The sequence below is a fragment of the Arthrobacter silvisoli genome, from assembly GCF_003369445.1.
GTDB classification, from domain to species: Bacteria; Actinomycetota; Actinomycetes; order Actinomycetales; family Micrococcaceae; genus Arthrobacter; species Arthrobacter silvisoli.
In genome coordinates this window covers 51882-75233 of record NZ_QRCU01000017.1, presented here as the reverse complement: position 1 = coordinate 75233, position 23352 = coordinate 51882, and the positions used below count along the sequence as shown (strand labels likewise).

General features: G+C 66.6%; 22 protein-coding genes and 1 pseudogene. 10 read left to right on the top strand and 13 right to left on the bottom strand.

Annotated elements, in window-relative coordinates; translation table 11 throughout:
• Positions 1–30 precede the first annotated feature (30 nt).
• From DWV11_RS03785 to DWV11_RS03770, 4 genes are all read right to left on the bottom strand, one after another.
• Positions 31–1323 carry a haloacid dehalogenase-like hydrolase gene (locus tag DWV11_RS03785; RefSeq protein ID WP_210725659.1) on the bottom strand — a complete coding sequence of 431 codons (1293 nt, stop codon included), beginning with the start codon at positions 1321–1323 and terminating at the stop codon, positions 31–33.
• Positions 1324–1412: 89 nt separating this feature from the next.
• Positions 1413–2042, bottom strand: a complete 630-nt coding sequence (locus DWV11_RS03780; protein WP_115787558.1) for a TetR/AcrR family transcriptional regulator — start codon at positions 2040–2042, stop codon at positions 1413–1415.
• Between the two features lie 90 nt (positions 2043–2132).
• The gene (paaK, locus tag DWV11_RS03775; RefSeq protein ID WP_115787557.1) at positions 2133–3482 is read right to left on the bottom strand and encodes a phenylacetate--CoA ligase PaaK; all 1350 of its coding nucleotides are present in this window, start codon (positions 3480–3482) and stop codon (positions 2133–2135) included.
• 6 nt (positions 3483–3488) lie between these two features.
• Positions 3489–3995 carry a hotdog fold thioesterase gene (locus tag DWV11_RS03770; RefSeq protein ID WP_115787556.1) on the bottom strand — a complete coding sequence of 169 codons (507 nt, stop codon included), beginning with the start codon at positions 3993–3995 and terminating at the stop codon, positions 3489–3491.
• A 109-nt stretch (positions 3996–4104) separates the two neighbouring features.
• On the opposite strand from DWV11_RS03770, the gene DWV11_RS03765 reads away from it, so the two are divergent.
• Positions 4105–4656 (top strand): GNAT family N-acetyltransferase, encoded by a 552-nt coding sequence (locus tag DWV11_RS03765; RefSeq protein ID WP_115787555.1) that lies wholly within the window; start codon positions 4105–4107, stop codon positions 4654–4656.
• A 78-nt stretch (positions 4657–4734) separates the two neighbouring features.
• On the opposite strand, the gene DWV11_RS03760 is transcribed toward DWV11_RS03765, so the two are convergent.
• The 3 genes from DWV11_RS03760 to DWV11_RS03750 form a co-directional block, all read right to left on the bottom strand.
• Positions 4735–6954: a S9 family peptidase gene (locus DWV11_RS03760; protein ID WP_115787554.1), complete on the bottom strand. Its 2220-nt coding sequence runs from the start codon at positions 6952–6954 to the stop codon at positions 4735–4737.
• Between the two features lie 77 nt (positions 6955–7031).
• A complete protein-coding gene (locus DWV11_RS03755) occupies positions 7032–8096 on the bottom strand; it encodes an LCP family protein (RefSeq protein ID WP_115787553.1) in 1065 nt (354 codons plus the stop codon).
• Between the two features lie 175 nt (positions 8097–8271).
• Positions 8272–9960, bottom strand: a complete 1689-nt coding sequence (locus DWV11_RS03750) for an alkaline phosphatase D family protein (RefSeq protein ID WP_115787552.1) — start codon at positions 9958–9960, stop codon at positions 8272–8274.
• A 170-nt stretch (positions 9961–10130) separates the two neighbouring features.
• On the opposite strand from DWV11_RS03750, the gene paaA reads away from it, so the two are divergent.
• The 6 genes from paaA to DWV11_RS03720 are packed head-to-tail and all read left to right on the top strand — an operon-like array spanning position 10131 to position 15022.
• Positions 10131–11126 (top strand): 1,2-phenylacetyl-CoA epoxidase subunit PaaA, encoded by a 996-nt coding sequence (gene paaA, locus DWV11_RS03745; RefSeq protein WP_115787551.1) that lies wholly within the window; start codon positions 10131–10133, stop codon positions 11124–11126.
• A complete protein-coding gene (gene paaB / locus DWV11_RS03740; RefSeq protein WP_425452041.1) occupies positions 11063–11434 on the top strand; it encodes a 1,2-phenylacetyl-CoA epoxidase subunit PaaB in 372 nt (123 codons plus the stop codon). Before paaA ends, paaB begins: the two co-directional genes overlap by 64 nt.
• Positions 11431–12378: a 1,2-phenylacetyl-CoA epoxidase subunit PaaC gene (gene paaC / locus DWV11_RS03735; RefSeq protein WP_115787549.1), complete on the top strand. Its 948-nt coding sequence runs from the start codon at positions 11431–11433 to the stop codon at positions 12376–12378. Before paaB ends, paaC begins: the two co-directional genes overlap by 4 nt.
• Before the next feature lie 5 nt (positions 12379–12383).
• Positions 12384–12980, top strand: a complete 597-nt coding sequence (gene paaD / locus DWV11_RS03730; protein WP_210725658.1) for a 1,2-phenylacetyl-CoA epoxidase subunit PaaD — start codon at positions 12384–12386, stop codon at positions 12978–12980.
• A 17-nt stretch (positions 12981–12997) separates the two neighbouring features.
• Complete coding sequence (paaE, locus tag DWV11_RS03725) at positions 12998–14215, top strand: 1,2-phenylacetyl-CoA epoxidase subunit PaaE (RefSeq protein WP_115787547.1); 1218 nt, start codon at positions 12998–13000, stop codon at positions 14213–14215.
• A 27-nt stretch (positions 14216–14242) separates the two neighbouring features.
• A complete protein-coding gene (locus DWV11_RS03720; protein WP_115787546.1) occupies positions 14243–15022 on the top strand; it encodes an enoyl-CoA hydratase/isomerase family protein in 780 nt (259 codons plus the stop codon).
• Here the strand turns inward: DWV11_RS03720 and DWV11_RS03715 are convergent.
• Positions 15012–15620, bottom strand: a complete 609-nt coding sequence (locus tag DWV11_RS03715) for a hypothetical protein (protein ID WP_136017875.1) — start codon at positions 15618–15620, stop codon at positions 15012–15014. The two genes, DWV11_RS03720 and DWV11_RS03715, sit on opposite strands and share 11 nt — an antisense overlap.
• A 68-nt stretch (positions 15621–15688) precedes the next feature.
• Between DWV11_RS03715 and DWV11_RS03710 the strand changes: the two are divergent.
• Positions 15689–15901: pseudogene (locus DWV11_RS03710) on the top strand (enoyl-CoA hydratase/isomerase family protein); the annotation flags it as partial.
• A 102-nt stretch (positions 15902–16003) separates the two neighbouring features.
• Here the strand turns inward: DWV11_RS03710 and DWV11_RS03705 are convergent.
• Together DWV11_RS03705 and DWV11_RS03700 are read right to left on the bottom strand one after the other, a co-directional pair.
• Positions 16004–16561 (bottom strand): hypothetical protein, encoded by a 558-nt coding sequence (locus DWV11_RS03705; protein ID WP_115787544.1) that lies wholly within the window; start codon positions 16559–16561, stop codon positions 16004–16006.
• 397 nt (positions 16562–16958) lie between these two features.
• Positions 16959–18395 (bottom strand): HNH endonuclease signature motif containing protein, encoded by a 1437-nt coding sequence (locus DWV11_RS03700; RefSeq protein WP_115787543.1) that lies wholly within the window; start codon positions 18393–18395, stop codon positions 16959–16961.
• Positions 18396–18522: 127 nt separating this feature from the next.
• Between DWV11_RS03700 and DWV11_RS03695 the strand changes: the two genes are divergently transcribed.
• Complete coding sequence (locus DWV11_RS03695) at positions 18523–19362, top strand: alpha/beta fold hydrolase (protein WP_115787542.1); 840 nt, start codon at positions 18523–18525, stop codon at positions 19360–19362.
• Here the strand turns inward: DWV11_RS03695 and DWV11_RS03690 are convergent.
• Both DWV11_RS03690 and rfbB read right to left on the bottom strand, forming a co-directional pair.
• A complete protein-coding gene (locus DWV11_RS03690; protein WP_115787541.1) occupies positions 19345–20745 on the bottom strand; it encodes a sugar nucleotide-binding protein in 1401 nt (466 codons plus the stop codon). The genes DWV11_RS03695 and DWV11_RS03690 overlap by 18 nt on opposite strands.
• Positions 20742–21773: a dTDP-glucose 4,6-dehydratase gene (rfbB, locus tag DWV11_RS03685; RefSeq protein ID WP_115787540.1), complete on the bottom strand. Its 1032-nt coding sequence runs from the start codon at positions 21771–21773 to the stop codon at positions 20742–20744. Before rfbB ends, DWV11_RS03690 begins: the two co-directional genes overlap by 4 nt.
• 53 nt (positions 21774–21826) lie before the next feature.
• On the opposite strand from rfbB, the gene rfbA reads away from it, so the two are divergent.
• Entirely contained in the window at positions 21827–22690 is an 864-nt protein-coding gene (gene rfbA, locus DWV11_RS03680) for a glucose-1-phosphate thymidylyltransferase RfbA (protein WP_115787539.1), read from the top strand.
• Here the strand turns inward: rfbA and DWV11_RS03675 are convergent.
• The gene (locus DWV11_RS03675) at positions 22687–23172 is read right to left on the bottom strand and encodes an Lrp/AsnC family transcriptional regulator (RefSeq protein WP_115787538.1); all 486 of its coding nucleotides are present in this window, start codon (positions 23170–23172) and stop codon (positions 22687–22689) included. The genes rfbA and DWV11_RS03675 overlap by 4 nt on opposite strands.
• Positions 23173–23352: the final 180 nt, after the last annotated feature.

Sequence of the window (23352 nt, the reverse complement as noted above, 5' to 3'; positions counted from 1 at the left end):
CCGGGCGAACCTGGCGGTTCGGGGTCCGGCTCAGTGGACGCTGTCCACCTGGTCGGGGATCACGCTGCCGTCCGGCCGGGTGATTGCCTCCTTGCCGTTCTCCGGGGTGGTGAAGCCCTTGGTGGAGCAGGGGTAGGCTTCACTGCGCTGCGGCTTGGGGTCGATGAACATCGGCGTGATGAGCCACTTTCCGCCCTCGTTGTCGTAGGCACGGCACATCAGTTCGGTGTTGTTCCGGTTGACCACCAGGCGCGCTTCCGTCGCGTCCCCCACGAAGGTCACATCGGTGCCGGAGTCGCCGGCCGCGAGGATCTGCCGCTTCTCTGCGGGAAGCTGTTTGAAAGCTGCCGGGCCGTCGACACCGAAGATCTCCTGGTTGGCCCAACAACGCTTGCCGTCCTTGTACGTCATCACGGAGTCTTCACCATCGGGCACGCCGCCGCACCCCTTGAGATGCGTGGTCTGCAGGCCGTTCCGGTACACACTGCGGACGCCGACGACGTGCGCCGCGTCGACGCCGACCTCACCGGACCAGGCCTTGACCACGGGTTCCGGCGAGGCGGACACCACCCACGGCACCACGCCGTGGGCCTGGAGGGTGCCGATGAGGTCCTTGATCTGCGGGTAGATGCGGATGTAGCCGTCCACCTTCTGGGTGCCGACCTTCTGCATGGTGCCTACGGGCGCTGCCAGGTTCTCCTGCTTCATCGCCGTAGCGAACTGGCCGAGTTCTTCTTCGCTGTAGCCCGCGGACAACGCCGTCCCCCAGGCATAGGCTCCGGTGAGGCGGCGGGCATTGAAGCCTTCGAAGGCTTCCTCACCGGCGCGCGTCTTGTCGTCAAGGATGGCCAGGATTTCGTCCGCGCAGGCGGTGTTCTTTGCGGTGTCAAGCGGCTTCCCGGCCGGTGTTGCGGTACCGCAGGCGGTGCTCAGTGCCTTGGCAGCGGTGTCGGTGAGGTAGCGGTTGGTGGTTTTCCAGTCCTTGTTCTCCGGCTGCAGGACCTTGTTGTTCCGCAACATCCAGAAGTTGGTGCCGTAGCCGATGTCGTTCTTGACGACGGTATTGTCCCAGTCGAAGATGGCCACCGGTGCCTCGCCGCCCTTGAATGTTCCGGTGCAGTTGCTGTGCGCGTCAATGGCGGCCTGGAGCTTCTCCCGGACGCCCTGCGGCCACTCGAGTTTGGTGTCCAGTTGTCGGCAGGAGGCCGACGCCGTTGTGCTGGCCTCCGGTGCCGGGCCTGCGGCGGGTGCCGCGCAGGAAGTCATAGCGAGGATGCCGGCAAGTGCCGCGCCGGCTGCAGTGAAGCGGGTACCACGAGTCATGCGATATTCCCTTCTGTTTCGGTATGAAAACAGACCGTAGCAGTGGGAAAGCCAGTTGTATATAGTGCAACATGGCGCGCATTGTGCAATTAACGTGGTTGGAGGTTTCCCGGGACCGAGGCGTGCAGGCCGTCGAAGGCCATGGTGATGACGTCGTCGGCCAGGCGCTGCGGGGAAAGTGAACCGCCCGGCTTGTACCACTCCACGATCGAGTTGATGGTGCCGAACAGCAGCCGGGTGACCGTGCGCGGATCGATGTCCTGGCGCAGCGAGCCTTCCTCGCGGGCGTCCGAAATCAGCGCGGCTACCTTGTGGTCGAAGGCGCGGCGCCGCTCGAGGGCGTTCCGCTCGATCTCCGTATTGCCACGCAGGCGCAGCAGCAGGGTGACGAAAGGAAGCCGTTCCACGAGGACCGAGATGGTCTGCCGCAGCACGAACTCCAGCCGGGCATCGGCGGCACCGGAGGTGGCTTCCGGCTGTTCCAGGATCGCTTCCAGGCCGCCCAGGGCGTGGTCGAGGGCGAGCTTGAGCAGCTCGCCCTTCGACGGCACGTGGTGGTAGATCGCCGACTTGGAAATGCCGAGGTTCTCGGCCAGGATGCCCATGGAAGTGGCATCGTAGCCGTGGCGGTTGAAGACGTCGACCGCGATGCGCAGCACCGACTGCTGGTCGTAGCCCGGCCGCCCGCGCTTGCTTGCTGTTGCTGTTTCCTTCGGCATGTCCGCTATTTTCCCATGTCCGGTTCCCTGACCGTTTAGATTGCGCCCGGTGGCGCGCAGTTCGCTGTGGTGCCCGGTTCCCTGCTGTGGTCAGCCCTTGGGCCGCAGATCGTAGATCCGGCGCAGCTTGCCGTTCGAGCGTTCCAGCGAGCCCGGTTCGACGACGTCGATCACGCACGAAGAACCCACATGGATCTTGATCTGCTCGCGCAAGGCGTGGCCCGCCGTCGTGCCGCCCTCGGGTGAGACGCCTTCGCGCCGTTCGATCTTCACGGTGAGGGTGTCCATCCGCTTGCCCTCGGGGCGGGTGATTTCCAACTGGAAGTGCGGGCTCAGCTCCGGAATGCGCAGGGCGATTTCCTCGATCTGTGAGGGGAACAGGTTCACCCCGCGCAGGATGATCATGTCGTCGCTGCGGCCGGTGATGCGCCCCATGCGGCGGTGCGCCGGGCGTGCGGTACCGGGCAGCAGGCGGGTGAGGTCCTTGGTGCGGTAGCGGATGATCGGCAGCGCTTCCTTGGTGAGCGAGGTGAAGACCAGTTCGCCGGGTTCGCCGTCGCCCAGCACTGAGGCAGGGCCGCGCCCGGGGTCGAAGGGGTCGATGATCTCGGGGCGGAAGTGGTCCTCCCAGATGTGCGAACCGTCCTGGGTTTCCACGGCCTCGCCTGCGACGCCGGGGCCCATGACTTCCGAAAGGCCGTAGATGTCGCAGGCCTTGATGTTCATGGTGGTTTCGAGTTCGTGGCGCATCTCCTCGGTCCACGGCTCGGCGCCCAGCACGGCGTACTTGAGGGAAGTGGAGGCCGGGTCGATCCCCATGTGGGCCATGGCGTCCGCGATGGTCAGCAGGTAGGTGGGCGTGGCCAGGATGGCGTCGGGCTGGAAGTCCTGGATGAGCTGGATCTGGCGCTCGGTCTGGCCGCCGGACATCGGGATGACGGTGCAGCCGAGCGCTTCGGCTCCGGCGTGGGCGCCCAGGCCGCCGGTGAAGAGGCCATAGCCGTAGGCGTTGTGGACCTTCATGCCGGGACGCACGCCGGAGGCGCGCAGCGAGCGGGCCACCAGGCTTGCCCAGTTGGCGAGGTCGTTCTTCGTGTAGCCCACCACGGTGGGGCGGCCCGTGGTGCCGGAGCTGGCATGGATGCGGGCCACCTCGTTCTGGGGCACGGCGAACATGCCGAAGGGGTACTCGAGGCGCAGGTCTTCCTTGGTGGTGCAAGGGAACTTGCCCAGGTCGCCCAGTTCGCGCAGGTCCGAGGGGTGGACGCCGGCGTCGTCGAACTTGCGCTTGTACAGTGGCACGCGCTCGTAGGCGTAGGCCACGGTGTGCTGCAGGCGGCTGAGCTGGAGGGCCTCGAGCTCGTCGCGGGACATGGTCTCCTCGCGGTCCAGCGGGGCATCCTGCTGGGTGGCGTTGAGGGTGGGGCTGTTCTGGGTCATATCTGCCTACTTCTTGGAGATGGTGCGGCTGCGGCCACGGAACTCGGCGATGAGTTCGCCGTAGCCTGCGGGGTCATCGGAGCTGGGGTCCGCGGAGGGGGAGCCGAGGGTGCCGGGGTCCGCGGCAAAGATCTGCACGTCGTACAGACCGCTGCGCCCGGTGTGCGCCCGGCGGTTCGCGACGGCGGTGATCACCTGGCCCTTGAACGAGGGCTGCAGGAAGTTGATGTCGACGCCGGAAGCCACCGTGATGTTGCGGGCTTGCGACGGCGTGGGGCGGGCGGGGTTGCACGCCAGCGCGAAGGCGGTGTCACCGAAGGCGAAGATCATTCCGCCGTGGGCCATGCCGAAGCCGTTGAGCATTTCCTTGCGCAAGGTCATCCGGATCGTGGCGTGGCCGTCGTCGAGCCGGATGACCTCGAGTCCCATCCATTCGGAGGCATAGTCGTTCTTGAGCAGATGGTGCTGCACTGCACCGTGTCCTTGAACAGCGGAAAGCGCGGTCTCGGTCATGCCTCATTGCCTCCAGTTTTATTTACCGAATGTTCATTAGGTAATCCCAGATCGACGGAAGTGTCAAGGGCCACAACGGCCGGGTGGGCCGGAAGGGTAGCCTCGGAGCATGCCAAGCATCGATTTGCCCCTCCGCACCGAGCGGCTGCTGCTGCGCCGCTTCGAAGCCGGGGACCTCGAGCGTTTCCACGCCTACCAGTCCTTGCCGGAGACGGCGAGGTTCCTGCTCCGGCCCGAACTGAGCCTCACCCAGGCCATGGAAGCCCTGGGCCGCTACGCCAACTTCAGCTTCGAGAAGGAAGGCGACTGGATCTGCCTGGCCATCGAGCGTGCGGACCACCCCGGGCTCATCGGCGAAGTGGTGCTCAAATGGCTTCCCGGCACCGGCCAGGCCGAAATCGGCTGGATCATGGCACCGGAAGGACGCGGGCACGGCTACGCCACGGAGGCGGCGGAGGCGGTGCTGCGGCTGGGGTTCGAGACCCTGATGTTCCACCGCATCGACGCCAAGTTGGATGCGCTCAACACGGGCTCAGCCGGGATCTGCGAAAGGCTTGGCATGCGGCGGGAAGCGACGCTCGTGGACAACTGGCATTACAAGGGCCAGTGGTCCACGGAGCTGATCTACGCGATGCTCGACTCCGAATGGCGCCGGCGCTGAACATCGATCGCTCCGCAACTGTCGTTCCGGGCAGCCAAACGGCAGTTGCGGAGCAATCGACAGAGAAGGGACTACTGGCTACTTGAGCCCGGCGCCCGGCAGCAGTTCGGTGGCGCCCAGCGAATCTGCCACGAAGGCATAGTCCCAGGCCCGTTCGCGCCATTGCACGTACCTGCCGGAGGCCCCGCCGTGCCCGCCGTCCATCTCGATCTTCATCACCACGGGTTCGGGGCCGGTGGTGGTTTCGCGCAGCGCCTGCACCCACTTGGCCGGTTCCACGTAGAGCACGCGGGTGTCGTTGAAGGACGTCACCGCGGCAATCTTCGGGTACGCCGCAGCCCGGATGTTCTCGTACGGGCTGTAGGACTTCATGTACGCGTACACCTCGGGGTCGGTGATGGGGTTGCCCCACTCTTCCCACTCCAGCGCGGACAACGGAAGCTCCGGGTCCAGGATGGTGGTCAGTGCGTCCACGAACGGTACCTGCGCAACCACGGCCGCATACTTTTCGGGGGCGAGGTTGGCCACGGCCCCCATCAGCAGGCCGCCCGCCGAGCCGCCCATCGCGGCGATCCGGCCCGGTGCCACCCAGCCCGATCCCGCCAGCCAGTCCGTGGCCGCCACGAAGTCCGTGAACGTGTTCTTCTTGTTGAGCTTCTTGCCGTCCTCGTACCAGTGCCGGCCGAGTTCGCCACCGCCGCGGATATGCGCGATCACCATCACGATGCCGCGGTCCAAAAGGGACAGCCGCGCCACGCCGAAGCCGGGATCCATGCTCACCTCATAGGACCCGTACCCGTACACCAGGCCGGCCGCCGTCGAATCCTGCGCGACCGAGGCGTGCCGCAGCACCGACAGCGGCACCCGGGTGCCGTCGTCGGCCGTTGCCCATTCGCGGGTGGCGACGTAGTCGCTTGCGGAATAGCCGCCGAGCACCGGGCTTTCCTTGCGCAGCAGCAGCTCGCCCTCCGGCTGGTCCGCGGTGGGGAGCACGAAGTCGTACACCCGCGACGGCGTGAAATAGGAGGTGTAGCCCATGCGGACCACCGGGGCCTCGTAGTCCGAGCCGGAAACCCCTGCGGTGTAGAGCTCTTCGTCGAAGGCCGGCTCCACTGCGGCGGCCTGCTCCGGGGTGCCGAGGCCGGCGAGCGGGATCACCTGGACCCGCTCGATGGTGTCCTGCCGGACCGAGACGAGCAGGTGCGTGGCGGTGACACCCGCGCCGTTGACGCGGACGTCGTCGGAATGCCCGACGACGGTGCGCCAGTGCTGTTCGGCGAGCGGCTTGGCGAATTCGGCCGGGTCCGCCACGGAGACCATTGAGTTGATGGCGTCCTTGTTGTGCGTGAGCAGAATGGTTTCCGCCTTGCTGCCGTCGAGGGCCTCCAGGAGGAACGGCTCGGCCTCGTACAGCAGGTGCTCGTCGCGGGAAATCACGGTGGAGAGGCCGGCGTCGTAGGCGTCAAAGCGCAGCAGGCGCGTTTCGCTGAATTCGGAGCAGCCGATGCTCAGCACCAAGTGGCGGCGGTCCGAGGAGAGCTCGAAGCCGAGCCACATGGCCGGATCGTCCTCCTGGTACAGCACTTCGTCCTGCTCCACGGGCGTACCCAGCACGTGGGACTTGACCTGGTAGGGCCGCCATGCGTCGTCCACCACGGTGTAGAACAGCCGGGTGCCGTCGGGGGAGAAGGCCAGACCGTAGAAGGCGTTCTCGATCACGTCCGGCAGGAGCCCGCCGCTGCGCAGGTCCTTGACGCGGACCGTGAAGCGTTCGTCGCCGGCGTTGTCCACGGCGTAGGCGTACAGGTTTCCGTCGACGGTCACCGCGGTGCCGCCCACGGAGAAGAACGGTTTGCCCTCGGCTTCGGCGTTGCCGTCCAGCAGGATTTCCTCACCCGGGAGGTCGATGCCCGGCTCGACGGCGGGCGGGGTCCAGTCGGCCACCGGATCGCCGGAGTCCTGCGCCCGTACGCGGCACTGGATGCCGTACTCCTTGCCCTCCACCGAGCGCGTGTAGTACCACCAGCTGTCCTTGCGGCCCGGCACCGAAAGATCTGTTTCCAGGGTGCGCCCCTTGATCTCCTGGAAGATGGCCTCGCGCAGCGGTTCCTGGTGCGCCGTCACGGCTTCCTGGTAGGCGTTCTCGGCCTTGAGGTGCTCCACGACCTCGGGGGATTCCTTCTCCCGCAGCCACTCGTAGTTGTCCACGAAGACGTCCCCGTGGTGCTCCCGGGTGGACGGGACCTTCTTGGCGACAGGCGGTACGGCCGTGGTGTTCTGGAGCGGAGTCTGGGTCATGGACTCAATATATAGAGCAGCTGCATATATAGAGCAGCTGCGGCGAAACGGCGGGCGTTCGCTACTGGGGGAGACGGCTATTTGGGGAGCTGGCCAAGCCGGTCCTTGGCCAGCGCGTCGGCGACCTGGGCGATGCCGTCGTAGTCGGGCACGACGATCGACTGGCCGTCCGCCGACGTGCCGGTTCCCGCCGTCGGGAGGGTCATGAAGGACGCCGTCCGCGGGTCGATGCCGCGCAGCGCGTAGGCCAGGCCCGCGAGTTTCATGACGTCGAGTCCGTTGTCGAGGATCAGTTTGGGGGCCACCTTGGTGATGAACGCGAGGGTCTTTCCGGCGTCCTTGAGGATTCCGGAGTTGCGCAGCTTGGCCATGACTGCGCGGATGAACTCCTGCTGGTTCCGCACCCGCTGGTAGTCGCCGTCCGGGAACGCGTGGCGCTCGCGGACGAATTCCAGCGCCTGCTGGCCGTTGAGGTGGTTGATGCCCTTGGTGAAGTGGTGCTGGGTGTCCACCGCGGCGGTGAAGTCGGTGGGGACGTTCACGTCGATGCCGCCCAGGCCGTCCACGATGTCCCTGAAGGTGTTGAAGTCCACCATCACGGTGTACTGGATCTTGGTATGCAGCAGGCCCTCGATGGTTTTCTCCACCAAGGCAGGGCCGCCGAACTGCAGGCTCGCGTTGATCTTGGAACCGCCGTAGCCCGGGATGTCCACCCAGAGGTCGCGCATGATCGAGATGCCGTAGACCTTCCGCCGATCGCCCGGGATGTGCATGAGCATCATGGTGTCGGAACGCTGGTCCACCTGCCCGCCGGTGGCGGCCGCCTGCTTGGCGGCCTCCTTGGCGTTGCCGCGGATGTCGCTGCCGATCACCAGGACATTGACTGGTCCGGAAGGCAGGTCTGGCAATGCCAGCGGCGGCGTGGGCCGGTCTGCTTTGAGCAGGGATCCGGGCGGCACGGTGATACCGGGCTCCGACCCTTGGCTCGACGGTGCTGCGGCGGGTGGCGCGGGCCGGTTGACGCTCACGAGGATGCCCGCGGCCACCATGCCGAGCACCAGCACCGCCGCAAGTGCGGTGACGACTGCCCTGCGACCGTGCAGGAGGCTTTTCAGGAATTCGGCGCTGAGCCATTTCTCCATGTCCGGAAACTATCACCGGCTGCAGCCAAAACGAGCGTGTCGCAGGATGCAATTTGGCAACGGCGCCCGCTTCGGCGCCGGGTGCTGCCCGCCCCGTCCCGCCCAACTGACTGGCAGTAAACGTGTTGAGCGCTCATAACGACATCTGCGGCCAGTTGGTTGGGCCAAGGGAGGCTCAGCGCTGCGGCGTCAGGGTCTTTCGGAACAGCACCGCACCGTTGGCGTTGCGCAGGCTCACGTTGAAGGTGTCGTCGGTTCCAAGTTCCACGTGCCCGAAGTACTGGTTCTCGCCGTCGCGCGGGGATTCGCCGGCGAAGCGGCCGGCCTTGGAGAAGACCACCTCGGGGCCGAAGGTGCCATCCATCGCGTTGGGGCCGAAGGACCCGGCGTTGATGGGCCCGGCCACGAACTCCCAGAACGGATCGAAGTCGGTGAACGCGGCCCGCTCCGGGGAGTAGTGGTGCGCGGCGCAGTAGTGCACGTCCGCCGTCAGCCACACGGTGTTCTTCACCCCATGCCGCTTGAAGGCACTGAGGACGCCGGCGATTTCCAGTTCCCGGCCCAGCGGCGCGCCGTCCTCCCGGTTGGACAGGCTTTCCTGGTTCACCGGCCCGTCCGGCACGATGATGCCCAGCGGCAGGTCCGCGGCGATGACCTTCCAGGTGGCCGTGGAGTTCCGGACTTCACGGATCAGCCAGTCGAGCTGTTCCTGGCCGAGGATACGGGTGGCGTACGGTTCTTTGCCGTCCGTGTTGGGGGATTTGAAGGTGCGCATGTCCAGGCAGAAGACGTCCAGCTGAGGTCCGCGGGAGATCTTCCGGTAGATGCGGGCGGGCTGGTAGCTGCCGCCGTCGAACGTTCCCGGACGCCAGAGCGCGGCGCTGTCCGAGATCGGCATGTTCTCCTGCCACGCCTGGCGGCCGCGCGCAGCGAGGACGTTGACGTTCCGCTCGGTGTAACGCGCGTCGTCGATGATCTGGCCCGGGTACCAGTTGTTGTGGGTCTCGTGGTCGTCCCACTGGGCGATGACCGGGACGTCGGCGAACAGGGCCCGCATGTTCGCGTCCATCGAGTTGTAGCGGTGCCGGCCGCGGAATTCCTTGAGGGTTTCGGCCACCTTGGAGACTTCCTCGGTGACGATGTTGCGCCAGAGTTGCCCGTCCTTTTCGGTGACTGTGGCGGCGATGGGGCCGTCCGCGTAGATGGTGTCGCCCGAGTGGATGAAGAAGTCCGGGCGGGTCTGGTGCATGGCCTGGTAGCCACGCATCCCGCCGATGTCCTGGTTGATGCCCCAGCCCTGGCCGGCGGTGTCGCCGGTCCAGACGAAGCTTTGCGTGCCCGACGACGGCGCGCCGCCGCCTGCCGCCGCCCCCGCACCGCTGCCGGAGGTGCCGCTGCCGTAGGTACCTCCACCGCTGCCCGGTGCCGTGCGGAAGGTGCCCTGCTGCGTCTCACTGAGGGCGCCGCCGTCGTCCTCGAAACCGAGGGTGTAAGCGAAACGGGTGCCGGCCGGGAGGCGGTCCGCGTGGATCTTGGCAGTGAAGTCGCTGGCCTCCGTTGCCCAGGGCCCGCGCAGCACCCGGTTGAAGGCGAGGGGACCGCGCAGGATGTTGCCGGCGTCGTCAACGGCGCGCAGGGTGGCGGTGATCCGGCCCTGCCCGGAGGCGCGGGACCAGAGAACGGCTGAAGAGGAGGTGACGTCCCCGCTGGCGATGCCGCTGGGCAGGGTGAGTCGCTTGCGGACGAGGGGGATGCCAGCCGGGGCAGCCTGCGTGGGCGCGGTCCCGGCGGCCGTGATGCCGCCGGAAACGGCGAGGGCGGCCAGGGAGCTTTTGAGGAGGGAACGGCGCGGGAAATCAGTCATGCAGCCACTGTGGCTTCCGCGGGTGAACGCTCGGTGAGTCCGGGGTTAAGGTTCCGCACCGGCCGGGCAACGCTCTGAGGCCTGCCTCCTTCATTCGGTGTGGATGCTTGACGGCGCTCGCCGCTTCCGCATATTCTGAACGAACGGTCGGTAAATATATAGGAGCAACCATGGCATCGCAGAACCTGCAGTCTGTGCCCGCTGAGCTGTCCCCCGAAGAGCAGGAACGGGAACGCGCGGGCCAGGCGTACTTTGACCGGATCATCGCGGAAGATTCGCGCATCGAACCCCGCGACTGGATGCCGGAGGCGTACCGCAGGACGCTGCTGCGCCAGGTGTCCCAGCACGCGCATTCGGAGATCATCGGCATGCAGCCCGAGGCAAACTGGATTTCTCGCGCCCCCAGCCTGAAGCGCAAGGCCATTCTCATGGCCAAGGTGCAGGACGAGGCCGGCCACGGGCTCTACCTGTACTCGGCCGCGGAAACGCTGGGGCAGAGCCGCGACAAGATGATGCAGGACCTCATCGACGGCAAGGCCCGCTACTCTTCGATCTTCAACTACCCGGCGGTGAGCTGGGCGGACATGGGCGCCATCGGCTGGCTCGTGGACGGCGCCGCGATCTGCAACCAGGTGCCCCTGTGCCGGGCCTCCTACGGACCCTACGGACGCGCGATGGTGCGCATCTGCAAGGAAGAGTCCTTCCACCAGCGCCAGGGCTTCGAGATCCTGCTGGAACTGTCCAACGGCACGCCCGCCCAGAAGCAGATGGCCCAGGACGCCGTGAACCGCTGGTACGCCCCGGCCCTCATGATGTTCGGACCGCCGGACGACGATTCACCCAACTCGAAGCAGTCCATGGCGTGGAACATCAAGCGCTTCAGCAACGACGAACTCCGCAGCCGCTTCGTCGGCATGATGGTGGAGCAGGTCAAGGTCCTGGGCCTGAGCCTGCCGGACCCGGACATCCGCTTCAACGAAGAAACGAAGAAGTGGGAACACGGCCCGCTGGATTGGAACGAATTCAAGGACGTCCTGGCCGGCAAAGGCCCCTGCAACGCGCAGCGCATGGAGCGCCGCCGCCAGGCACACGAAGACGGTGCCTGGGTCCGCGAAGCCGCCGCAGCCTACGCCGCCAAGCAAGCACAGAAGGAACACGCAGCATGACAAACCCAAACGAGACCCACTCCAAGGAAACCCCCTGGCCACTCTGGGAAGTCTTCGTGCGCTCCAGCCGCGGCCTCTCCCACGTGCACGCCGGTTCGCTGCATGCGCCGGATGCCGTCATGGCCCTGCGCAACGCCCGCGACCTCTACACCCGCCGCAACGAAGGCGTGTCCATCTGGGTGGTCCCGGCCGACGCGATTTCCTCCAGCGACCCGGATTCGAAGGGGTCCTTCTTCGAATCCCCGCAGGGCAAGGACTACCGCCACGCCACCTACTACACCAAGAGCGAAGGCGTGAAGCACCTGTGACAAGCGAACACAGCACCGATTTCGCGATCGAAGGCCACGGCGACATTTCCGTAGGCGTCAGCGGTGCCGGCGCCTCCGGCGACGGCTCGGCAAGCGCCACCCGCATCACCCCCGGTAACGCCCTGCGTCCGGAGGACATCGCCCTCGAAGTGCGCCGCGGCACCGTCAGGCCCGGAGAAGACGTGGCCGAGTACGCCCTGCGCCTTGGTGACGACGCACTGATCCTGGCCCAGCGCCTGGGGCACTGGATTTCCCGGGCACCTGAGCTCGAAGAAGACATCGCCTTGGGCAACATCGCCTTGGACCAGTTGGGCCACGCCCGATCGTTCCTCACCTACGCGGGGGCCCACTGGGACAAGAGCGAGGACGAGCTCGCATACTTCCGCCGCGAGCCGGAGTTCCGCTCGGCACACCTCTTCGAACAGCCCAACGGGGACTTCGCCGTGACCATCGCGCGGCAGTTCATCGTGAGCTACTACCAGTTCGAGCTCTATGAACGACTCACGGGCTCCGCCGACGCCACCATTGCCGCGATTGCCGCGAAGGCCCTCAAGGAAGTGGACTACCACCGCGACCACAGCGCCCAGTGGGTGCTGCGTCTGGCCGGCGGCACCGAGGAATCCCGGCGCCGGATCATCCGGGGCTTCCGGCTGCTCTGGCCGTACGTCGACGAAATCTTCGAAGACGACGAACTGACCGCACGCCTCGCCGAAGCCGGCACCGGCGTCCAGCCTTCCACGCTGCGGGAAGACTTCGACCGCCTCACCGGCGAGGTGCTCGCCGAGGCCGGACTCGCCGGAGAATACGCCGAGGGCGGCCTGGGCCTGGACCGCATCCCGCAGTCGCTCGGGGGCGGCCGGCGCGGCAAGCACTCCGAACACCTCGGCTTCGTGCTCGCCGAAATGCAGGTCCTCGCCCGCGAACATCCCGGGGCAAGCTGGTGACCAGCATGGAAACCGTCCTGACCTCCGAACAGCGCAGGGCCGCCGAGCAGGAAGCCTGGGAGCTCGCCGCCACTGTCTGCGACCCGGAAATCCCGGTCCTCACCATCGAGGACCTGGGCATCCTCCGCGCCGTGCGCGTGCTGGACGACGCCGTGCCTGAAGGCGACGCTGTGGCTGAAGACGCCCCCGACGGCGGTGTGTCCGACGGCGGCGCCCGCCGGCCCGCCGTCGAACTCACCATCACACCCACCTACTCGGGCTGCCCGGCGATGGACGCCATCAGGGACGACCTGAAGTCAGCGTTTGCCACGGCAGGCTACAGGGACGTCCGCGTCAACCTGGTGCTGGCACCGGCCTGGACCACGGACTGGATGACGGAATCCGGCAAGGCGAAGCTGCAGCAGTACGGCATCGCGCCGCCGTCGGGCAATTCCCGGGCGGGCGGCCACACCGGCCCCGTCCGGCTGAACCTCGCGGTCAAGTGTCCGCAATGCTCGTCGCTGAACACCAAGGAACTGACCCGATTCGGCTCCACCTCCTGCAAGGCCCTGTACGTCTGCCAGGACTGCAAGGAACCGTTCGACTACTTCAAAGTGCTGTAAAGGAAAAAGGTAGCCAGATGACCACCGAAACCCCCACGGCCAGCCGCCGTCGCGCGTCCTTCCACAGCCTCGCGGTCTCCGAGGTGCGGCGCCTGACCGAGGACGCCATCGAAGTCACCTTCGCCGTCCCGGCGGAGCTGGCAGGACAGTACGACTACCTGCCCGGCCAGTATGTGGCCCTGCGGACCACGCTCCCTGACGAGTCCGGCGAGCCCCACGAGGTCCGGCGCAGCTACTCGATCTGCGCAGAGCCGCGCAGCTTCGCGGACGGCAGCAGCGAGATCCGGGTGGCCATCAAGAAGGACCTTGGCGGCATCTTCTCCACCTGGGCCAATGCCGAGCTCGCTGCCGGGGACACCCTGGACGTGATGAGCCCGCAGGGCGCGTTCATCTCCAAGCACGGCAGGGACGGCTCCACCGTGCAGCACAACGTCATGAACTCCATGAACAATCCGCAGGAGATGGCAGGCGAGCTCGCCGGAGACGCAGGCTCCTTCGTGGCCATCGCCGCCGGATCCGGCATCACTCCGGTCATCGCGATCGCGCGTACCCTCCTGGCCGCCAACCCGGACACCCGCTTCGACCTGATCTACGCCAACAAGGCCGCCATGGATGTCATGTTCCTGGAGGAACTGGCGGACCTGAAGGACAAGTACCCGTCCCGGCTGGCTCTGCATCATGTGCTCTCCCGCGAGCAGCGGATCGCGCCGCTCATGACCGGCCGGATCGACTCCGAGAAGCTGGAGGCCCTGCTGTCCTCGGCCATCCACGCCGAGGACATTGACGAATGGTTCCTGTGCGGGCCCTTCGAGCTGGTCCAGCTGTGCCGCGACACCCTCGCCGCCCGCGGCGTGAAGCCGGAGAATGTGCGCTTCGAACTGTTCACCACCGGCCGCCCGGACCGTCCCGAGGGCAACGCCGGCCGGCCCGTTATCGCAGACGAGTCCGAGGACACCTACAAGATCACCTTCAAGCTGGACGGCCTTACCGGCGATGTCTCCAGCCCCACCCACGCCCGCGAATCCATCCTCAACGCCGCGCTGCGGGTACGCCCGGACGTGCCCTTTGCCTGCGCCGGCGGGGTCTGCGGCACCTGCCGCGCCAAACTGGTCAGCGGCACGGTCACCATGGACGAAAACTACGCGCTGGAGCAGGATGAACTGGACAAGGGCTACGTGCTCACCTGCCAGGCCCACCCGACCAGCGAAAACGTCACCGTCGACTTCGACGTCTAAGACCGCCCGTCTTCCCAAGGAGCACGCATGATCGAGTTGTCCATCGCCGGCGGGATCGCCGAAATCGTCCTGAATGCACCCCAGAAGCTGAACTCCCTCAACGAGGAGGCGCTCGCAGAACTGGACAAGGCGTACGACGACGCCGCTGCCGCCGCCGGCCGGGGGGAGGTGCGGGCGCTGCTCCTTCGGGGAGAGGGCCGCGCCTTCTGTGCCGGACGGGACATCGCCGGGGTGACCCCGGAGGACGACGACGCCGAAGCCTATCTTGGCGGCCTGGTGGAACCGCTGCTCAAGAAGATGGCGGCCTTCCCGGCACCCACCTTCGCGGCGGCGCACGGGGCCTGCCTCGGCGTCGGGCTTGGGCTGCTGCTGGCTACGGACGTGGTGTACGTGGCGGAGAACGCCAAATTCGGCTCGCCGTTCGCCAAGCTGGGCGCCACGCTGGACTCGGGTGGGCATTGGTATTTCACCGAGCGCCTGGGCATGCACCGCACCCTGGACCTGATCTACACCGCTGACCTCATCAGCGGCAGCGAGGCCGTGGCGGAGGGCCTGTTCAGCCGGGCGATGCCGGACGACTCGCTGCTATCCGTGACCCGCGCCATCGTGGAACGCGTGGCGGCCGGGGCAACCGGTGCGTTCACCGCCAGCAAGGAACTCGTGGCGCACATCCGCGACCAGCGCCTGGGACTCTGGGCCTCGATGGCCGAGGAAAACACCGAGCAGGCCCGGTTGTGCAAGAGCGAGGACTACGCCGAGGGCTTCCGCGCCTTCCAGGAGAAACGGGCCCCGGTCTTCAAGGGCTGAAGCCGATGCGCGGGGCCGGCTTCTCGCTGACCGTTTTCGAGGCTAGGTTCTGGCCCGAAGGTTTCCAGACGCGCTCGTCGTCGAGAACGAGGTCGGCCGGTGGCGCGATGATGCGGGCTGCGATCTCTTGGGAACGGAGTTCGGCGACAAGGATGTGCAGCATTTCTTCGGCCATGGCTTTCGTGACATCCCCCTTGGTGTCAGTCCAAATCATTGGTCCCAGATCGGTGAGGTAGACGTCGGATACGTAGTTTGGCGTGTACTGAGGGTATTCGCCCGTCATTTCGGCGGGGGTCAGTTCGTTTCCGTTCTGATCCACCGTGAAAATGCGTCTTGCCGCTGCAAAGAGCGCCGCAGCCGCCTTGTCCTGATCGTCTGACACGACAAGGAATGCGGGGGACATCTCCCACCCTTCGCCCAAGGATTCATCCCACTTCTCTCCCTGCTTGTCGAAGATGTCAGGTTCGACGGTTACGCGGGCCGGGCTGAACGTTTGTGGGTTCGTGCTGGTTCCCCGTGGCTGCACGAATCCGGAGCATCCCGCCAAGGCTATTCCGAAGAACAACACCAATGCCCCGCAAGAACGTCGTCTTGACATGTGTCTCTCCCCAGGGACTGTCAGTTGAGGTCAGTGTAGGCCACTCTCACTGCGCCACGCCGTCCGAAACTGTGGCCATCGTGGAGCGGGTGGCGGTCGGAGCAACCGTTGCGTTCAACGCCAGCAAGGAACTCGTGGCGCACATCCGCGACCAGCGCCTGGGACTTGGGGCCTCGATGGCTGAGGAAAACACCGAGCAGGCCCGGTTGTGCAAGAGTGACGACTATGCCGAGGGCTTCCGCGCGTTCCAGGAGAAGCGGGCACCGGTCTTCAAGGGTTAGGCCTGGCGAAGGGCCAGCGATGGAGAAGGCTCCGGGATTCCTGTGCGGAATTGCCCGGAGCCTTTGCTGTGTGCGGAGGGAAATACTTCCCGCAGCATTGACTCAGCAGCTGAGCGCCACGGGGCTTGTCAGACCGTTCGGGTCGGACTTCGAGCAGCTGAAGATGACCGTTCCAACGGGTTGTTCAATCGCCAGGGAAATCGACGTCACCGTCAGGACCGGGTTCACGCCCGTCCAGTTGCTGTTCGGGCATCCGGCCTGCGCGGCTGTCACCGTGCCCGGGGCCGACAGTACAGCTGGATTGGTGTTGAGGGTGAGGTTGCCGTTCTTGATTGCCGAGCTGTCAATCAGCGTGGGCGCGACGGCGGGGCCGATCAGGACTTTGTTCTGCCCGGGTGCGACGTTTCCGCCCTGGTTCTTGCATTGATAGACGGCGAAGCCGGAAACGCTCACGGTGGCGAGAAGGTCGTCGTTTCCGAGTCCGGTTAGGACCGCCCGACAGGTGGTGGTGGCTGTTGATCCGCTGATGCTCACGGTACAGACGGGGTCGCCGCCCTTTTTGAAGTGCGGGCTGCTCGCCTGGGCCGCAGACACACCAGCTGTGAACGCGAGCAGGAACGCTGCGCACAGCATGAGGAATTGCTTGAGGATCTTGTTCATGATTTGACCTTTGGAGTCATTGTTCCGCCACGCGAACGTGGCACTCCATGTCAGACAGCGACTGCGGCGCCGTTGTCCGACCTCAGTCCACTGCCCCCCAGAAACATGGGCAAAACGGGGGCGGAATTCGAAAACTCCGCGCCCTCCACGGGGCGGCATCGTCGGCTCCGACGCGACAGGAGCGTCCGGTGCCGGTTCAAGGCTACGCCGAGATGGAGGTCCCGGAAGACGCCTCAGCGTGCGAAAAATCGCCGTTGCGCCGCCGTTCCAAACCCGTTCGGGCCTGAGATCCGGGGACGTGTCTCAGCAGCGGAAGTAGTGGCTTTGTTTGGGTTTGCGGTCCTGCAGCAGAAGGCGATCACTGCGGCGTACCCGAACGGCTGACGGCGGTTCAGTCCTAAAATGGCGGCGGCTTGTTGCCGGTACCGACTGTGGTTGTCGCGGGTCTGGGCGGGTGGTCCGTGGTGCGTCGGCCGGTGGGGCTGGTCCATTCGAGGACCCCGGCTCCGGTTTGCCGGACCTTCCAGAGGGAGTGATGTTTGAGCATGTGGTGGCGCCGGCAGAGGCCGGCGAGGTTTGAGGCTTCCGTTGCCCCGCCAAGGGCTGCGTCCTGCGTGTGGTCCAGATCCAGGTCGCTGGCCCTGATTCCGCATCCGGGGAAACGGCATCTGGTGTCCCGTGCAGCAAGCAGCCGTTTGAGGTCTTCGCCGGGCCGGTAACGCTCCACGGCCAGTACAGCACCCGTGAACGGGTCAGTCAGGACCCTGTTCCACGCGGTGGCCTGACCGGCAAGGACTCTGGCGGTGACGGGGTCGATGGGGTGGCGGCCGTCCAGCTCGGCCGGGACCTGTTCCGGGCGGCGGGCAGCGGGGTTGCTCGTGGCCGCGCTGCCTGCGGCGCTGGCAGGTCCGCCATCAATCAGGGTCAGCACCGGGACGGTGACGTCCACGCGTGCGGTGATGGCTGCGAGGAGCCCGTCCGGGGTGTCGTGCGCGGTGGGGGCGCCGCGCAGCAGAAGCTCCGCCAAAAGGTCGGCGCGCAGCTGATCGGTGTTCCGGTTCTCGTCGTGGCTCCGACCCGGCGCCGCCGAGCCGACCGGCGGCCCGGTCTGGGCGCATGCTTCAGCGTGTGCCCGGGCCATCTGGGTGAGCCGGTCGTGAATGCCGTACGCAACAGCTGCGGGCAGGACGGCGGTGAGTTCTGCCATGCCGTCGGGCTGGGATGTCACCCGAACATGCCGCTCCGCAACGGCCCGTTCATGGCGGTCGGCGAGGGGATCGGGTTGGGCCTGCTCTGCTTCCCGGACAGCCAGGCGGCGCACGCGGCCGGGCGCCTGCTTCTCGGCACAGGGCACCACCACGGACTCGTACCGCGCCAAGGCGGCTGGATCATCCAGCGGCGCCCCGGCATCCTGGATCACCCGGGCATGGGCCAGGCTGATCCGTCCTTGCGCAAGAGCATTGAATGCGGCCGGGAAGCGATCCAACAGCTCAACGGCCTGGCCCATCTGCCGCTGGATGCTGCGGTCGTTGGCCCGGGTGGCGGTGGCAACCTCGGCCGCCACCGCCCGTTGGGCCAGTTCCGCCGACCGCGAGTCCCAAGCCGCAGCCGTAAACCCAGACCGCACAGTGCCGCCCAAAGCAGCACCGCCGTCGTTCATTACGTCCGCGAGCCGGGATGCCAGGGCGAGCGTGAATTCCCGCAATGCCTGGAGGCTGGCGATCGCCGACTCGAGGGATCCAAGAGTGGAGACCATTCCGTCCAGCACAGCCAGAGGGTCGAACGCTGCGTCAGATTGCGGCGTCCCCTCGCTCAGGCTGCTGGTCTTCTCCATGAATCCATCACATCACCGAGCTGCGACATTATTAGGCCGCGCGGCCCAGCCTGCGTTCTTGCGGGTGACGTTGTGTTGGTGGGGTCGGAAAGATCCATCCGCTGCTACGGGAGCGTAGCCTCGTGCCATGCACTCTGAGCTCCGCCGCGTACAGCTCCGCACCGGGATCACGGTCCCGTGCCTGGTCCGCCGACCGGCCGACGGCTGCGAGCTCAATGACCGCGCTGCCCCGAAAGCCCCACCGCCCCTCCTGCTGCTGCACCCCTGGGCCGAGTCCCGCCGCACCTTCGACCGCCTGCTGCCGCTCCTGCCGCCGTCGTTCACGATCCTCGTCCCGGACCTGCGTGGCCAGGGTGACGCCGACAAACCGGAGGACGGGTACTCGCTCGCGCAGATGGCGGACGACGTCGCCGCCCTCCTTGAGGCGCTCGGCATCGCCTCGGCCTGCGTGCTGGGTTCCTCCAGCGGCGGCTACCTGGCACAGCAGCTGGCCGTTGACCGGCCGGAGCTGGTGCACTCCCTGATCCTCGTGGGCGCACCCCTCAGCCTGCGGAGCCGGCCGGCGTTCGCCGCCGAAGTCGGGAAGCTCAGTGATCCCGTGGATGAACAATGGGTGCGCGATTCGCTGTCCTGGTTCACGTTGCTGCACACGGTTCCCGCCTGGTTCATCGAGGACCGGGTACAGGACGGTGTGGCGATGCCCGCCCGGGCATGGAAGGGAATCCTGGCCGGACTGTGCGAAGCGGTGCCGCCTACCGAGCACGGTTCCATCGCGGTGCCCACGCTCATCCTGTGGGGCGCCCACGATTCCCTTTTGCCGCGCCGGCACCAGGAAACCCTCGCAGCCCGGATCCCCGGCGCGCGACTGGTGGTCTACGAAGGCACAGGGCACCTGCTGCTCTGGGAATGCCCGGAGCGGGTGGGCGCGGACGTGGCGGAATTCCTCGAATCAGTCAGCCAGACGTGAAACGTACTCCTTGAGCCGCTCCGCCGCGGGCGGCGGGAAGAAACCGGCGGCCTCGATACCGGCAAGGTCCAGGGTGCTGTCCAAGGGCCGCGGCGCTGCCTGTTTGCCTTCGAAGTATTCGGCGCTGGGTACTCCGGTGACGTCGCTGCGGGGACGGCCGCAGAGTTCGAAGACGTCCGCGGCGATGTCCGCCCAGCTCTGCGCGGGGCCGCTGTTGGAGAGGTTGTAGCTGCCGTAGGGTGCCTTGGAGTCCAGCAGGTGCCTTATCCCGGCGGCAAGGTCCTCGGCAAAAGTGAGCCTGCCGGTCTGGTCATTGACCACGGACGGCTTCACGCCCCGCGCCGCGAGCGACGCCATGGTGCGGACGAAGTTCCTCCCTTCGCCCACCACCCAGCTGCTGCGCACCAGGTAGTGCCGGGGCACGACGCCGACTGCCGCCTCGCCCGCGGCCTTCGACTGTCCGTACACGCCCAGCGGCGCCCACGGACCCGCATCGGCGTGCGGCCCCGCCAGCCCGTCGAAGACGTAGTCGCTGGAAACGTGCACCAGGGTCAGCCGGTGCTCGACGGCGGTGCGCGCCAGCCGCACCACGGCTGCGGCGTTGATCTCCCAGGCGGCGCGGCGCCCCTCCGGCGTCTCGGCGTCGTCGACGGCGGTGAACGCGGCGGCGTTGATGACCACGTGATAGTCGCGCCAGTCCCGCGCTGCGAAAGCTTCCGGGGACGCGAGGTCGAAACGGTCCCGGGCGGCGAACTCGACGGCGGGGTCATCGCCGTACAGCGCCCGCAGCGCCCTGCCCAGCTGCCCGTCCGCCCCGAGGACCAGGGTCCGCCGCGGCGGGACGGCAACCACGTCCGCCAGGCGCGGGTGCCCGCGGTCCTTGTCCGAGACCTCGGCCCGCTCCAGGGGTAGTGGCCAGGGGACGGCCACGGTTTCATCGGCGAGGTTGAGCAGCGTGTACTTTGCCTCCGGGGACCAGTGCTCGTTGACCAGGTAGGAGTACACGGTGTTGTCTTCCAGGGTCTGGAAGGCGTTGCCCACCCCGCGCGGCACGAACACGGCCGTACCCGGATCCAGCTCCGCCGTGAAGAGCCGGCCGAATCCCTGCCCTTCGCGCAGGTCCACCCAGGCCCCGAAGGCCCGGCCAGCCGCGACGGAGACGAACTTGTCCCACGGCTCAGCGTGGATGCCGCGCGTGGTCCCGGCCGTGGCGTTGAACGAGACGTTGTTCTGGACGGGGCCGAAGTCCGGCAGCCCCAGTTCGGTCATGGCCCGGCGCTGCCAGTTCTCCTTGAACCAGCCCCGGTTGTCGCCGTGCACGGGGAGCTCCACCAGCAGCAGGCCCGGGATCGTCGTCTCCCGGACCGCCAGCTGCCCGCTCACGCGATTCCCTCGGCACCCTGCGCCTGGAGGCGCCGCGCCTGCTCGAGGTAGCGGGCCTCGGCTGCCTCCTTCTGCGGCCGCCACCAATCCTGGTTGTCGCGGTACCAGGCAATCGTGGCGTCCAGTCCCGCGGCGAAGTCCGGGTACGACGGCGTCCAGCCCAGCTCCGCGCGCAGCTTCGAGGAATCGATGGCGTAGCGGAGGTCGTGGCCGGGGCGGTCGGGCACGTGGTCGTATGCGCCCGGGTCCTGCCCCATCCGGTCGAGCACCAGCTCCACCACGTCCTTGTTGGAGCGTTCGCCGTCCGCACCCACCAGGTAGGTTTCGCCGATCCTGCCGTTCTCCAGGATCGCCAGCACTGCGGACGAGTGGTCGTCCACGTGGATCCAGTCACGCACGTTCCGGCCCTCGCCGTAGAGCTTGGGCCGCACGCCATCCAGGATGTTGGTGATCTGGCGGGGGATGAACTTCTCCACGTGCTGGTACGGGCCGTAGTTGTTGGAGCAGTTGCTGATGGTGGCCCGGAGCCCGAAGGAGCGCACCCAGGCCCGGACGAGCAGGTCGGATGCGGCCTTGGTGGAGGAGTACGGGCTGGACGGGTTGTACGGGGTGGCCTCGGTGAACCGCTCCGGATCGCCGAGCGGGAGGTCGCCGTAGACCTCGTCGGTGGAGATGTGGTGGAAACGGGTCCCGTGCCTGCGCGCGGCCTCGATCAGGGTGTAGGTGCCTGACACGTTGGTGTCCAGGAACGGTCGCGGCTCGTGCAGCGAGTTGTCATTATGGGATTCGGCGGCGAAGTGGACCACAGCGTCAACCGCAGCCATCAGAACGTCCACCAGCCCGGCGTCGGCGATGTCCCCGTGCACGAAACGGAACCGCGCCGGCGGCAGTCCTGCGAGCGATTCCAAATGCCCCGCATACGTCAGGGCATCCAGGACCGTGATCTCGTAGTCCGTGTGCGCCAAGGCGTAACGGACGAAGTTGGACCCGATGAATCCGGCCCCGCCCGTGACGAGGATCTTCTCCATGGATCCATACTCTAGCCTTGCGGAAGCCATGCCGGGAGGACATGATGTGGCGTATGCGCGGGATCATCCTCGCCGGGGGGACGGGTTCGAGGCTTCACCCGATCACTCTCGGGATCAGCAAGCAATTGGTACCGGTGTACGACAAACCGATGATCTACTACCCGCTGTCTACCCTGATGCTCGCCGGGATCCGCGACATCCTGGTGATCACCACGCCCCGGGACGCCGGGCAGTTCCAGCAGTTGCTGGGCGATGGTTCCCAGTTCGGCATCAGCCTCAGCTACGTCGAGCAGCCCTCGCCCGACGGACTGGCCCAGGCGTTCATCCTGGGGGAGCAGCACATCGGCAGTGATTCCGTGGCGCTGGTGCTTGGCGACAACATCTTCTACGGGCCCGGCATGGGCCAGCAGCTGGAGCGCTTCACGGACGTCGACGGCGGCGCGGTCTTCGCCTACTGGGTGCAGAACGCGGGGGCGTACGGCGTGATCGAGTTCGACGACGCCGGACAGGCCATTTCGCTCGAGGAAAAGCCGGCCAACCCGAAGAGCAACTACGCGGTTCCCGGGCTCTACTTCTACGACAACGACGTCGTCGACATCGCCAAGGGGCTGCGCCCTTCGGACCGCGGCGAACTGGAAATCACGGACATCAACCAGACGTACCTGAAGAACGGGAAGCTGCACGTCGAGGTGCTGCCCCGCGGTACGGCCTGGCTGGACACCGGGACCTTCGCCGACCTGAACGATGCCTCAAGCTTCGTGCGCACGGTGGAGAACCGGCAGGGCTTCAAGATCGGCGCTCCGGAGGAAATCGCGTGGCGCCAGGGCTACATCTCCGCCGACGACCTCCGCCACCGCGCCGAAACGCTGCTGAAGAGCGGCTACGGAAAGTACCTGCTGGGCCTGCTGGAGTCCTAGCGGGTATCCACGTCCTCGAACACCAGGAAGGTCTGGGTGTCGATGACACCCGGCATGGACTGCAACTGGTCGAAAATCACCCGCCGCAGGTGCACGTTGTCCGTGGCACGCACCAGCAGGATCACGTCGAAGCTCCCGCCCACCAGCGCGATGTGCTGGACCTCCGGGATCGCCCGGAGCTGCTCCCGCAAGGTCCGCCAGGAATGCTGCTGCACCTTCAGGGTGACGTACGCCGAGGACTTCAGCCCCGCCTTGACCGGGTCTACCACGGCCGTGAACTTGGTAATGACCCCCTCGCCCGTGAGTCGCCCGATCCGGGAGTAGGCGTGCGCGCGGCTGATGTGCACGTTCCCGGCCACTTGGGTGACGGACATCCGGCCGTCGCGCGTGAGCTCGGAAATGATGTCCCGGTCCACGTCGTCCAGCGACACTTCGAGCGTGGCGGGCGGTGCCTCGGCCGGTTCCTGTTCCGTTTCGGCCATGGTGACTCCTTCAGGGCGCAGGAAGCCCCGCGCAATTCGTCCATACACGGGCGGTAACCCAGCTCACATCCCGCAATTCGTCTTCCAGAATAGCTATTTTTCGAAAGCCTTTCCATGATTCCGGCGGGCACTGGATACGAAACTTCGTGCAGGACCATACTTGGAGGCAAATAGTGCAAC